Origin of the sequence: Pseudorhodoplanes sp. (genome assembly GCF_035565795.1) — a bacterium.
Taxonomy (GTDB): Bacteria; Pseudomonadota; Alphaproteobacteria; order Rhizobiales; family Xanthobacteraceae; genus Pseudorhodoplanes.
Window position 1 is genome coordinate 1 of sequence record NZ_DATMRV010000095.1, and the last position, 11,811, is coordinate 11,811.

The 11,811-nt window shown below is 63.4% G+C and carries 12 protein-coding genes; 7 read left to right on the plus strand and 5 right to left on the minus strand.

The genetic code is table 11. From position 1 onward, the window contains the following. The 3 genes from VNZ93_RS09335 to VNZ93_RS09345 form a co-directional block, all read left to right on the plus strand. A partial coding sequence (locus VNZ93_RS09335; protein ID WP_414710029.1) for an ABC transporter permease occupies positions 1-690 on the plus strand: 690 nt, incomplete at its 5' end. 2 nt (positions 691-692) lie between these two features. After that, positions 693-1,616, plus strand: coding sequence for an ABC transporter permease (locus tag VNZ93_RS09340; RefSeq protein ID WP_325703366.1), 924 nt, complete (start codon positions 693-695; stop codon positions 1,614-1,616). Between the two features lie 246 nt (positions 1,617-1,862). Then, complete coding sequence (locus VNZ93_RS09345) at positions 1,863-2,978, plus strand: trypsin-like peptidase domain-containing protein (RefSeq protein WP_325703368.1); 1,116 nt, start codon at positions 1,863-1,865, stop codon at positions 2,976-2,978. Between the two features lie 43 nt (positions 2,979-3,021). Here the strand turns inward: VNZ93_RS09345 and VNZ93_RS09350 are convergent, their stop codons facing one another. The 5 genes from VNZ93_RS09350 to VNZ93_RS09370 all read right to left on the minus strand — a co-directional run bounded on the left by VNZ93_RS09350 (position 3,022) and on the right by VNZ93_RS09370 (position 7,725). Then, complete coding sequence (locus VNZ93_RS09350) at positions 3,022-3,378, minus strand: CAP domain-containing protein (protein WP_325703371.1); 357 nt, start codon at positions 3,376-3,378, stop codon at positions 3,022-3,024. A gap of 16 nt (positions 3,379-3,394) precedes the next feature. Beyond that, positions 3,395-3,913 (minus strand): L,D-transpeptidase, encoded by a 519-nt coding sequence (locus tag VNZ93_RS09355; RefSeq protein WP_414710031.1) that lies wholly within the window; start codon positions 3,911-3,913, stop codon positions 3,395-3,397. Between the two features lie 204 nt (positions 3,914-4,117). Beyond that, a complete protein-coding gene (locus VNZ93_RS09360; RefSeq protein ID WP_325703377.1) occupies positions 4,118-5,317 on the minus strand; it encodes an MFS transporter in 1,200 nt (399 codons plus the stop codon). 171 nt (positions 5,318-5,488) lie between these two features. After that, positions 5,489-6,679: an alpha/beta fold hydrolase gene (locus tag VNZ93_RS09365; RefSeq protein ID WP_325703380.1), complete on the minus strand. Its 1,191-nt coding sequence runs from the start codon at positions 6,677-6,679 to the stop codon at positions 5,489-5,491. Positions 6,680-6,801: 122 nt separating this feature from the next. Then, complete coding sequence (locus tag VNZ93_RS09370) at positions 6,802-7,725, minus strand: LysR family transcriptional regulator (protein ID WP_325703383.1); 924 nt, start codon at positions 7,723-7,725, stop codon at positions 6,802-6,804. Between the two features lie 226 nt (positions 7,726-7,951). Here VNZ93_RS09370 and VNZ93_RS09375 point away from each other — a divergent pair, with 226 nt between their 5' ends. From VNZ93_RS09375 to VNZ93_RS09390, 4 genes are all read left to right on the plus strand, one after another. Further along, positions 7,952-9,154: an amino acid ABC transporter substrate-binding protein gene (locus tag VNZ93_RS09375; RefSeq protein ID WP_325703386.1), complete on the plus strand. Its 1,203-nt coding sequence runs from the start codon at positions 7,952-7,954 to the stop codon at positions 9,152-9,154. Between the two features lie 76 nt (positions 9,155-9,230). Further along, a complete protein-coding gene (locus tag VNZ93_RS09380; RefSeq protein ID WP_325703388.1) occupies positions 9,231-10,097 on the plus strand; it encodes a branched-chain amino acid ABC transporter permease in 867 nt (288 codons plus the stop codon). Next, positions 10,094-11,023 carry a branched-chain amino acid ABC transporter permease gene (locus VNZ93_RS09385; protein ID WP_325703390.1) on the plus strand — a complete coding sequence of 310 codons (930 nt, stop codon included), beginning with the start codon at positions 10,094-10,096 and terminating at the stop codon, positions 11,021-11,023. Before VNZ93_RS09380 ends, VNZ93_RS09385 begins: the two co-directional genes overlap by 4 nt. Continuing rightward, positions 11,020-11,772, plus strand: coding sequence for an ABC transporter ATP-binding protein (locus tag VNZ93_RS09390; RefSeq protein WP_325703393.1), 753 nt, complete (start codon positions 11,020-11,022; stop codon positions 11,770-11,772). Before VNZ93_RS09385 ends, VNZ93_RS09390 begins: the two co-directional genes overlap by 4 nt. Positions 11,773-11,811: the final 39 nt, after the last annotated feature.

Genomic DNA, 11,811 nt, shown 5'->3' on the forward strand with positions numbered 1-11,811 from the left:
CTCGTGGCCGGCGCGCTCTGCGGCGCCGCCTGGGCTGCGATCGCCGCGATCATCCGGCTCAAGCGCGGCGTGAACGAGGTTCTGTGCACATTGCTTTTGAATTTCGTCGGCGTGCTGCTGGTCGCGGAGGCCTTGCATGGCGATATGGGCGAACCCGGCGCCGGCTTCCCGCAATCGCCCATGTTCGAACGTGCGGCCTGGCTGCCGAAGCTGCTGCCCGACACCGACCTGCATATCGGAATCCTGTTCGCAATCGCCGCCGTGATCGCCGGCCACATTCTGCTCTGGCGCACCACCTTCGGCTTTCGCCTGCGCGTCATGGGCGCAAGTCCACAAGCCGCCAACTATGTCGGCATCTCCACGACGCGTTGCATCTTTGGAGTGATGGCGCTCGCCGGCGCGCTGGCAGGATTTGCGGGCGGCATCGAGGTGCTCGGCGTGCATTACCGGCTGATCGAGGGCTTTTCCGCCGGGTTCGGCTTTAATGCGGTGGCGGTGGCGCTGATCGCGTCCGTCAATCCTATTGCGGTGCTGCCCGCCGGCCTCTTCTTCGGATTTCTTGAAGCTGGTGCGCTCGCAATGCAGCGCGAGGTCGGTGTGCCCTCCTCGCTGGTTTTCGTGATCCAGGGGCTGACCATGGTCTTCGTTCTCTGTGCCATCGGCCTCGGCGCGCGGGGACAGAAGGTGTGAGCATGGACGCTGCCAGCCTGATCGAGATCGTTGCCGCCACTGTCCGCATCGCGACCCCATTGCTGTTCTGCGCACTCGGCGGTCTGATCTCCGAACGCGCGGGCACCTTCGCGGTCGGCATTGAAGGCATGATGCTGGCCGGCGCCTTTGGCGGCGCCATCGCGGTGCTGACCACCGCAAACCCCTTGCTGGGGCTCGTTGTTGCCGCCGGGAGTGGCGCGCTGCTCGCTGCCATCGTCGCCGTCGCCACGACGAAGTTCCGCGCCGACCAGATGGTGACGGGCCTCGCCGTCAATATCCTCGCACTTGGACTAACCAGCTTCCTGCTGCGCGGGCTGTTCGGCGGCCGCGCGCCGGTGATCCGCCTGCCGACGCTTGGCCCGTGGCCGGTGCCGTATCTCTCCGATATTCCCCTGCTCGGACCGATCCTGTTTCGTCAACCGGCGCTGGTCTATGTCGCGCTCGCGCTGACAATCGCCGTCTACCTGTATCTCGCGAAAACGCGCAGCGGACTGATGCTGCGCGCGGTCGGTGAAAATCCGGAAGCGGCCTTCGCGGTCGGCACCAATCCGGTGCTGGTCCGCATGGCCGCCATCGTTGTCGGCGGTGCGTTTGCGGGCCTTGGTGGCGCCGTGCTGTCATTGCAGGAGGTCGGCACCTTCACAGACGGCATGACCAACGGCCGCGGGTTCATCGCGCTGGCCGCCATTATCGTCGGACGCTGGACGCCGTTCGGCGCGCTGTTCGGCTGCCTTCTGTTCGGAGCAGTTGCGGCGCTCGAATTGCGCGTGCATGGCTGGGGCCTTCCGGTCTCATCCTATGTGATCCAGATGATCCCCTATATCGTGGCGCTGGCGCTGCTCGCCGGGATCGGCCGGTCGGCGCGGATGCCGGCCGCTATTGGGGTTCCTTTCACGCGGCAGTAATCACGGCCGCATGAAAGCCTCTCCGTCAATTGCCGGAGACCGAACTCGTGAAACCGTGCGCCCGGTTCTGTCGACGGGAACCGCATGATGTGCTCGGCCACGCACGCCTCCGGCGCTCGATCGCGCCTGTCCAAAAATTGTCTATTTTCCGCCTTGCAAATGATCGTCCCGATTCTATTTATCGGCCGCAGGCCGAGGACAGATCGAGGCTCCAGAGCTGACTGAACATTGCGAACGGCGACACTGATGGACGTGCGCTCTTCTCTTTGTTTTTGCCTTGCGTTGTGCGCCAGCTGGCTTGGGCTTGTCGCCCAAGGCCAGACACAAGTCCTGGATATTTCCGGCAGCCGAATTCCAACTCTCGCACCATTGGTGCGTGAGGTAACGCCGGCGGTCGTCAACATTTCTGTCTCCGGCAAGGTCAGACAGGATAACCCGCTTTATAACGATCCGCTTTTTCGCGAGTTTTTCGATGTGCCGCGGCACGTCGAAAAGGAAGTGAGAGCCGCGGGCTCCGGCGTCATCGTGGACAGTCAACGGGGCTATGTCCTCACCGCCAACCATGTCGTCGCGCAAGTCTCCACGGCGCTGGTCACGACCAAGAACGGGCGTAAATTCAGCGCAAGACTCGTTGGACGGGACCCAGCGACCGACATCGCGGTGCTGCAGATACAAAACGACGGTAGTCTCAAGGCGCTTCCCATGGGAGACAGCGATCGACTTGAAGTTGGCGACTTCGTCATCGCAGTGGGCAATCCCTTCGGCCTCGGACAAACGGTGACCTCCGGTCTTGTCAGCGCGCTCGGTCGCACCGGGCTGGGCAAGCAAGGCTACGAAGATTTCATCCAGACCGATGCACCGATCAATCCGGGCAATTCCGGCGGAGCGCTTATCAATCTCAAGGGCGAGCTGATCGGCATCAATACCGCCATCATTTCGCCGGGCGGCGGCAATGTCGGCATTGGTTTCGCAGTGCCGATCAATATGGCGCGGCTGGTGATGGATCAGATTGTACGGACGGGGCGCGTGCAGCGCGGCCGTATCGGCGTGTCGGTCGGCGACCTTAACGACGGAGCCACCGAGGGCGCAAGAATTGCCGAGGTGTCTCCCGGTTCCGCTGCGGAAGCAGCCGGCTTACGACCGGGAGATATCGTCGTCCGCGCCGACGGCACGCCTGTCCGCAGCGGCGCACAATTGCGCAACAAGATCGGCCTGACGCCCGTCGGCCGCTCCGTTCAGCTCACCATCAGAAGAAACGGCAGCACGCTGATTGCAGACGTGACGATCGCATCTCCAGCAAACGGGCAAACGCGGGAACGCGTCGTCAGAAGCCCCAGATCGCAGCCGTCCGAATTTCAGTGACGGTTAGCCTCCGCGCAGCAAAGAACGCTCGCAATTCCTAGCTCTAGTGGCCGATCACCATGGCCCAATAGTGCCGGCCGGTTCGCGAGACGGCATGGGCAATCGCCTTGCAGCCAGGAAGGCGCATATTGGACGCATGGCGCGGCGACGCACGCCATTGCTGCAGCGTTCGCTCCCGGCTGGCATGGCCCATCGCGACGTTTTCAGCCCTCGCGCCCAGCATCGCGCGCCGCTGAAAGCCGGCATGGTCCAGGCTTTCCCTTCGCGCCATGTCATTGGCATGTGCCTGCGCGAGCTGTTGCAGGTACGCGCAGCTCGCTTTTACCGGCCTCGCCGTTGCAGGACTGACTACAGCTAGCAACAGAGCAGCGACAGAAGCTGCCTTCACAAGATGCTTCATGCGACCCGCCTCGCGCTTACCGCGTAACAATCACCGGCGTTCCGAATTTCACGCGGTCATAGAGATCGAGCACGTCGGCGTTGAACATCCGGATGCAGCCATACGACACGGCGCCGCCGATCGATCCCGGATTGTTGGTGCCGTGGATGGCGCGTTCGCCGCCAGCGAGGAACAAGACCGCTGCACCCACCGGATTGTTTGGCGCGCCGGCCGGGACCACGGACGGCAAGTCGGGCTTATCGCGCCTCACAACAGCCGGCGGCACCCATGCAGGCCGCAGCATCTTGTTATTGATGAATGTCGTACCGCTCCACTGCTTTCCGGCTCGTCCCACGCCAACCGGGTAGCGCACGGCCTTGCCGCCGCCGAGCACGTAATACAGCGATCGCGCACTGGTCCGGACCACCACGGTGCCCGCCGAATAATTGCCATTGAGGCTGACGACCTCGCGGGCTTGTGCGACTTGCGGCGTCGCCGCGCTCACAGCGCATGCAAGCGCTGCCGCGGAACCTGTCAACCTTTGTGAAGCCCCCATGACGCCCCCAGCTCGCTCCAGAGCACCAACTCCGCTTCAGAATTCATCCGTGAAAAGGCGATAATCAGGCAGCGAAACAGTCGGCTACTCCTATACCGATCGCGACGGGTGTGGTGTCGTCGACGGATCAAGTCCGACCTCAGGGCATGGCAGACAGCGCCCAAGCAGGTCGATATCGAACCGCGCTGAGGTAGCGGACGCTCGTCAACCATTGGGATTGCGGCGTGACAGCGCAACGCCACCGATCGCCGCAACATTCAGCAGGGTCAGCACAACGAGGGCATAGAGAAGAGCGGGGCTGCCCCACCGCTCCAGAATGAGCGCCGCGATCCAGGGCGCCACGGCCTGCGCGATCAGGCTTGGCGCCACGAGGCGGCCCATGATTGTCGCGTATCCGTCAGCGCCAAACAATGCGAGCGGCAAGGTTCCCCGCACAACATAACTGACGCCGGCCCCCATCGCGTAAACGACGATCGCGACGGCAGCGAGCTGGACGTTGTGGGTCAGGATCACAACACCCGCGACCATCATGATTGCGGCGGCGAGCGCGGACCACAGTGGATGCAAGCGGCGTCCGAAAAGAAGTTCACCGAACCGGCCGGCGACCTGGCTCGGCCCAATCAGCGCTCCGATCGAAACAGCGGCCGCCACAGTGAATCCATTGTCCTGCAGGACCGGAATCAGATGGACGGAGATGACGGTCACGATCACCGATGCGAGCGCCATTCCCGCGGCGATCATGACGAACAACGCAAGCGGGATCGGCGTTGCGCGAGCTTCGTGCTTCATTTGCGACGTTGCGCCGGAATTTATGCGTCGCGGCATGATCCCGGCGTGCAACGGCAAGGCGATTACGACGTGACACGCCGCGAATACAAGGCACGTCCAGCGCCATCCCACTGCGCCGACAAGATAGGCAGCCGCCGGCCAGCACACCGTCGAGGCGAAGCCGCCCCAAAGCGTGATCGCCGTGATCGGACCGCGCGCCTCCTCGCGATACCAGCCGCCAAGTGCCGAGAACGCCGCTTCATAAAGTGCGGCCGCCATTCCAAGCCCGATGACAGCCCAGGCCAGCCAGTACAGGGGCAGGTGCGTTGAAAGGCCGACGCCTGCGAGGCCAAGCGCCATGCAAAGCGATCCAGTGATCAGAACGACCCTGCCGCCGTGACGATCGATCGCACGCCCGATTGCAGGCGCAGCGAGCGCGCCGACCAGGAGCCCGATCGACAGGCCGATCGCGATCCGGTCCAGCGGCCAGCCGGTATCCTTCGACATCGGCAGAGCAAGTACGGCGAGAAGATAAAAGGTCGTTCCGTAACCGAGGATCTGCGTGATCCCGAGCGCCGCCACGACCGCATGCCGCGACTGGGTGAGGCGCCGCAGACCGGATGGCTGACCACTCATGCAATGTTCTTTCGCGCTCGACCAGGCAGAGCGCACCAATGGTCGATTTGAATAGCGTATCGTCACCCGTTCGAGGACGATGATGCAAGCCTCAAGCGCATGCGGAGATCGAACGGAGCGACGGGGTACGTGTTGCGTTGCGACGCTGGCAGCAGCGCACCCAGCGCAGCTTCAGGACGCGAGCGCCATGCGGAGGTCGCGTGACAGCCATTGCGCAATCCGCCGCCAGGGACCCGCGATGGTCTCAGCACCCAGGAACAAGCCGAGATGACCACACGACGCGGTCTCCTTCTCGATCAATCCAGCCGGCGTGGCGGTGACACGAGCGGCGGCGAAGAGCTGTTCGGGAGCGACGATCTGATCCTCGCGCCCCGCCAGCAGATACATCGGCACGTGGACCTGCCGAAGGTCGATGGCGCGTCCGAGCGCTACAAAGCGGCCTTCCGCGATCTGGTTTTCCTTGAACACCTGACGCACGACCTGCAGGTAATAAACGCCCGGCAAATCGAGCGTCCACGCGTGCCAGGCCGCAAGACGCTGCGCCAACGCATACCTTTCGGATCTGCCGGACGATAGCTGCAGAACCTGCGCAGGATCGCTGATCGCTGCCCCGGAGCCCCACAGCTTCAATGCATAGGGGCCCAGGACACGACCCTCACCCAGGCGAACGAGGTTCTCGAATGCACTGAGCGGCAATTCATCCACCGACTGCATCAGCGGAGACGGCGCTGCGCGCACGTCGACGGGAGCGCCGATCAGAACGAGGCGCCGCACCTTTTGCGGAAAGCGCGCGGCATAGGCCAGCGCCATCCACCCGCCCTGGCAAAGGCCGATCAGGTCGACCGGACGCCCCATCTCATCGACCGCGACGTTGAGGTCCGCGAGATAGGTATCGATCGAGAATTCTCGCATATGCGGTTCGGCGGACAGCCAATCGGTGATCGCGATCCGCGAAAGCCCCGCGGTCTGCAGCGCTTCTACGATGCTGTGTCCGCGTGCGAAGTCCGCAATGGTCGCGCCGTGCAGCGCGTAGGGAGCGCAAATGAGTGCGGGCACCCCATCGCTGCCGCTGGAGAAGTCGCGCAGACGCATGGTTGGCAATGTCAGGGCGACGCGATTGCGCGTGGTCCAGCCCGGTTCGGGCACTGGGAGCGCCGATTCCATCGCACCAGAGAAAATGGCCGAATACCACCCAAGCGCAGTGGCGGCAGACTCGCTCATCGCGCTGGCGACATGAAGCGGCCAGAGAAATGGCGCGGCGGCACGCGATGCCGCACGGAGCGGGTCCGGGGCCTGCGCTTCGGCCGGCCGGTCATCGTCACAGGGGGCTGGTAGCGACGAACTCTCGGGCTGTCTGGTCATCGCGCCACTCACATACGTGCGCCACGGCGATCGGTTCCGCGTCATGTTGCACGCCGTGGCCGGCGTTCGTCTATGCGAAACTTGTCCAGCCGCGGGTTGTTCCGGACACTGGTGCAGTGGTCTCAGGATGCCTTCTGGCGTTTCGACCCATCTCGCGCCGCACCGAACTCAAGGTCAAGCGCCGCCAAAAACTGCGATATCGTCGTCGGTAGGTATCGCCCCGCAAGCACCCCGAAATCCATCGAGCATTGGTTCAGGACGCGATCCGCGAGCGGGATTGCGACCACTTCACCCTGACGCAGCTCACGCTGGAACGAATTTCCGGGCAGGAAGGTGACGCCTGCGCCGGAACGCGCAAAACCGCGCAAGGCCTCGATCGAGTTTGTTTCGAGTGCAGGAACGAGCGATTCACCGATCCGGCGGCATTGCTCGTCGATCAACCGCCTGATGCCGAAGCCGCTTTCGGGCACTGCAATCGGCATCGACAGCGTTTCCCGCAGCGCGACCTTGCGGCGCGTCGCGAGCGGATTATCCGGATGCACAAGCGCCATCAGCGGGTCGCGGAAGCGCCGCACGAACCGCACGGCGGCATCCGGCTGCGCGTGAAAGGAAACACCGATATCGACCCTGTTGTCGCGCACAGCCGCCACCACGTGATCGGTCCCGAGCGTGACAAGGTTGAAACGGATGCCGGGATGTCGCGCACGGAAGGCGGCGATGACGCTGGTGATGCTGTCGGCCACGACCCCTTCGACGGTCGCGATCCGGATGACGCCCCGCCGCAGCCCGCGCAGTTCCTCGAGGTCGGCTCGCATGCGTTCGGACTCGAGCGCGACCGCCTGGGCGTAGCGCGCATAAACCTCCCCGGCCGCCGTCAGCGCCATGCCGCGGGGCCGCCGTTCGAACAGCGGGACACCGAGTTCTGTCTCCAGGTTCTGGATCTGCCGGCTCAGCGCGGATGGCGCAACATTCAGACGCGCGCTTGCAACGCGGATCGAGCCGCAACGCACCACCTCCAGAAAATATCGTGACGGAGACTGCGACATTGGCCGCCCTGGATAACTGTTCTCCATATACGAACAGACCTCCGATCCGAATTCAATGCAGCTCGACATCCGGGCGGCCAGTCCTTGCAACAGGCCCTGCTCAAACCGTTGCCAAAACGAGAACGCAACGGCCGATTCTTTGCGCTTGTCGGACGCTTGCCGGCTTCGCAAACTCCGGTGCGAGCTCATGGTCTCGCCGCGCCGCCGCTCTGGAGGAATGCCAATCATGACAAGACACCGCCGCTCCCTCGCCGCCGCCCTTGCCGTTCTGAGTACCGCCCTGATCGGATCGGCCGCGCAGGCCCAGGACGTGATCAAGATCGGCGCGCCTCTGCCGCTGACCGGACCGCTTTCACCCGAAGGCATCAAGCAGCAGCGCGGCTACAATCTTTGGGCCGAAACCGCCAATGCGAAGGGCGGCATCAAGGCAGGCGGCAAGACCTACAAGGTCGAGATTGTCTACGTCGACTACGCATCCAACACGCCGCGCGCCGTGCAGTCCGCGGAACGGCTGATCACCGAAGACAAGGTCAATTTCCTGTTCTCGCCGTTCGGATCGGGCGCGGCCAAGGCCGCCTCGGGCGTCTCGGAGAAATACGGCATTCCCACCATCGCCGCGACCGCATCCTCGGAACAGGTCTATGACCAGGGTTACAAGTATCTGTTTGGCACCTTCACGCCGAACCAGACCCTGACCGAGCCGCTGGCCAACATCGTGACCAGCAAGAACAAGGACGTGAAACGCGTCGCCATCCTTGCGCGGAACGATCTGTTCCCGCTGGCGATTGCCCAGGAGATGGAAAAGTCCGCCAAGAGCCGTGGCCTCGAGGTCGTGGCCTTCGAGCGCTATGCCATCGGCGCGCTCGACCACGCCGCAGCCATCACGCAGATGCGCGCCGCGCGTCCAGACTGGGTGTTCGCCACCGGCTACATCAACGACCTGATCCTGATCCGCAAGCAGATGAACGATCTCGGCTTGCGCCCGACGACCGTGACCATGATCGCTGGCCCCGCCTATCGCGAGTTCATCGATGCCGCAGGTCCGCTCGCCGAGAACGTATCGAGCGCCGCCTGGTGGCACCCGGCCGTTCGCTACAACGGCAAGGACGTCTTCGGGTCGACCGAAGCGTTCAACAAGGCCTGGGATGCCAAATACAAGGGCGAGGCGGACTATGCCGAAGCCTCGGCCGCAGCGGCTGGCGCAATCCTTCAGCTCGCGATCGAACAGGCTAACTCGATCGATCCGAAGAAGGTGCGCGATGCCCTCGCGGCCATGGATACCGAAACCTTCTACGGAAAGGCGAAGTTCGGCCCGACCGGACAGATCACCTCGCTCGAACCGCCGGTGTTCCAGATCCAGGGCGGCAAGCCGGTGGTGATCCATCCGGCATCCATCAAGCAGAGCGAATTCCGCTTCAGCGGAAAGTAATCGCGATGACGGACGCGGCGGCACGGGTTGCCGCGTCCTCCCTGCTCTCTGAGCGATAGGGTTCGGATAGCCGACCATGATTTACGCGCAAATCCTGGCGAACGGCCTTGTGCTGGGCGGCCTTTATGCCTGCATCGCGGTCGGCTTTTCGCTGGTCTGGGGCGTCCTGAACGTCATCAACATCCTGCACGGCACTTTCATCGTGCTGGGCTCGTACGTCGCGCTGTTCGCCTACAATTACGGCGGCATTCATCCCTTCGTGTCCGTGATCATCGCAGGCGGGGCTCTGTACGTCCTCGGCTACGCCATCCAGAGGAGCCTGGTGAACCGGGTGATTACCGCGCCCGTCCTCATCACCCTGACGCTGACCTTCGGGCTCGATCTCGTTCTCAACAATGCCATGCTGGTCGGCTTCACCGCCGATTACCGCAAAATCAACCTGGCGCATCCGCTGGGGTCTTTCGAAATCGGTCCGATCTTCCTCCCCGGTGACCGGGTCGCCGCGATGGCGCTCGCTGTGCTGCTCACGCTGCTGCTGTACTGGCTGCTTCGCGATACCCGCATCGGACGCGCAATCGTTGCCGTGCGCATGGATCGCGATGCCGCTGCGCTGATGGGCGTCGATGTCGCCCGCGTGAATGCCGTCACCTTCGGCATCGGAGCGCTGATGGCGGGCGCGGCCGGCGCGCTTCTCAGCATCGTCTATCCGATTTCGCCGCTCAACTCCTCGCTGTTTCTGGGCAAGGCATTCGTCGTCTGCGTACTTGGGGGACTTGGCAGCGTTCCCGGCGCGCTGATCGGCGGTCTCGTGCTCGGCATTGTCGAGAGCTTCGGCTCGTTCTGGTTCGGGCCGGAACACGCGGTCACGATCTCGTTCGCGCTGCTCCTGATCCTGCTGTTCGTCCGTCCCAGCGGCCTGCTCGGCAAGCGAGGCTACGAATGAGGAACTGGCTGATCCTCGCGGCGGGGACGCTTGTCCTCGCGACGCTGGCGCTGAGCGGCAACAATTACATTCTGCGGCTCGCAACGATTGTCTGCATGTACGCGACGCTGGCGCAGTCCTGGAATTTCATCGGCGGGATGACCGGCTATCCGTCATTCGCGACCGCCGCCTTCTTCGGATTAGGGGCCTACGCATCCGGCGTGCTGCAGAACCAAGGCGTACCGATGGTAGGCGCGTGGGGCCTTGCCGGTGTCGCGGCCATCGTATTTGCCGGACTCATCGGCGGCGCGATTCTGCATTTGCGCGGTCATTATTTCGCGATCGCGAGCCTGATCATCGCGGAAATGCTCCGCGAGATCGTCAATACGACGCCGGACCTGACCGGCGGCGGCATGGGCCTCAACCTCCCGATCCTGAAACTGTCGGTGAATGCTCAGGCCCAGTTCTTCTTTCTGGTGATGCTCGCCCTCGCCGTGATCGCGACCGCCACCGCCATCGTCGTCCAGAACAGCAAGCTTGGATTCGGGCTGCGCTGCATTCAGCAGAACGAAGATGCAGCCAACATCCTCGGCGTCAATGCCTACGCCTACAAGACGACCGCTTTCATGCTGTCCGCTGTCTATGTCGGCATTGCCGGCGCGATCTATGCCTCGTGGGTGAACTACATCGAGCCCCCGGACGTATTCGACGTGCTGCTCGCGGTGAAGCCTCTGGTGATGGTGCTGCTCGGCGGGATCGGCACGATCTTCGGTCCCATCGTCGGCGCAATCGTTCTGCTGGTCTTCGAGGAAGTGGTCTGGCGAAACTTCCTGACCGTCCACGCGGCTGCGCTCGGGATCATCATCGTCGTACTGGTGCTGTTCCTGCCGAACGGGCTGCTGTCGCTGCTTCGCGAAAAGCTGATGCGCCGCGGAGCCAAAGCGTGACAGCCCAGCTCGAACTCAAGAATGTCTCGCGGATGTTCGGCGGATTGAACGCCGTCAACGACGTCACTCTCTCGGTCGACCAGGGCCAGGTGCTCGGACTGATCGGACCGAACGGCGCCGGAAAGACCACGCTGATCAATCTGATCACAGCGGTTCATCCCGCCACGGCCGGACGGGTATTCTTTGACGGACGCGACATCACGCGCATGCGGCCGCATCAGATTGCGCGGCTCGGGCTCGCCCGCACCTTCCAGATCGTGCAGCCGTTCCCGAAGATGACGGTCCTCGAAAATGTCGCGGCCGGCGCACTGTTCGCGGGCAATGCCCACAGCCTGGCCGACGCGCATGCGCAGGCCCGCGATCACCTGCAATTCACAGGCCTCATCGCCTCGGCGAATCAATCCGCAGCGACGTTGACGCTTGCGCAGCGCAAGCGGCTGGAACTCGCCAAGGGGCTCGCGATGAAACCGCGGCTTCTGATGCTGGACGAAGTCAATGCCGGGCTCAACCCTTCCGAAATCGACGATGCGCTTGCGATGATCCGCAAGATCGCAGAACGCGGCGTCACCATCATTGTGATCGAACATCTCATGAAAGTCGTGATGTCGATTTCGCAGCGCATCGCCGTGTTGCATCACGGGCAGCTTATCGCGGATGGCGAGCCCAACGCCGTGCTGCGGGATCCGAAAGTGGTCGAAGCCTATCTCGGTTCCAAATTTGCCGCCGCTCATGCCGGGGGCGCCGCATGAGCGACGCTCCGAAGCTTCTCGTCTCGCATCTGCAGGCCG

Bases quoted from the DNA above. Each gene is read 5' to 3' on its own strand.
- VNZ93_RS09340 (WP_325703366.1), top strand. From the start codon at position 693: ATGGACGCTGCCAGCCTGATCGAGATCGTTGCCGCCACTGTCCGCATC.
- VNZ93_RS09345 (WP_325703368.1), top strand. From the start codon at position 1,863: ATGGACGTGCGCTCTTCTCTTTGTTTTTGCCTTGCGTTGTGCGCCAGC.
- VNZ93_RS09350 (WP_325703371.1), bottom strand. From the start codon at position 3,378: ATGAAGCATCTTGTGAAGGCAGCTTCTGTCGCTGCTCTGTTGCTAGCT.
- VNZ93_RS09355 (WP_414710031.1), bottom strand. From the start codon at position 3,913: ATGGGGGCTTCACAAAGGTTGACAGGTTCCGCGGCAGCGCTTGCATGC.
- VNZ93_RS09360 (WP_325703377.1), bottom strand. From the start codon at position 5,317: ATGAGTGGTCAGCCATCCGGTCTGCGGCGCCTCACCCAGTCGCGGCAT.
- VNZ93_RS09365 (WP_325703380.1), bottom strand. From the start codon at position 6,679: ATGACCAGACAGCCCGAGAGTTCGTCGCTACCAGCCCCCTGTGACGAT.
- VNZ93_RS09370 (WP_325703383.1), bottom strand. From the start codon at position 7,725: ATGTCGCAGTCTCCGTCACGATATTTTCTGGAGGTGGTGCGTTGCGGC.
- VNZ93_RS09375 (WP_325703386.1), top strand. From the start codon at position 7,952: ATGACAAGACACCGCCGCTCCCTCGCCGCCGCCCTTGCCGTTCTGAGT.
- VNZ93_RS09380 (WP_325703388.1), top strand. From the start codon at position 9,231: ATGATTTACGCGCAAATCCTGGCGAACGGCCTTGTGCTGGGCGGCCTT.
- VNZ93_RS09385 (WP_325703390.1), top strand. From the start codon at position 10,094: ATGAGGAACTGGCTGATCCTCGCGGCGGGGACGCTTGTCCTCGCGACG.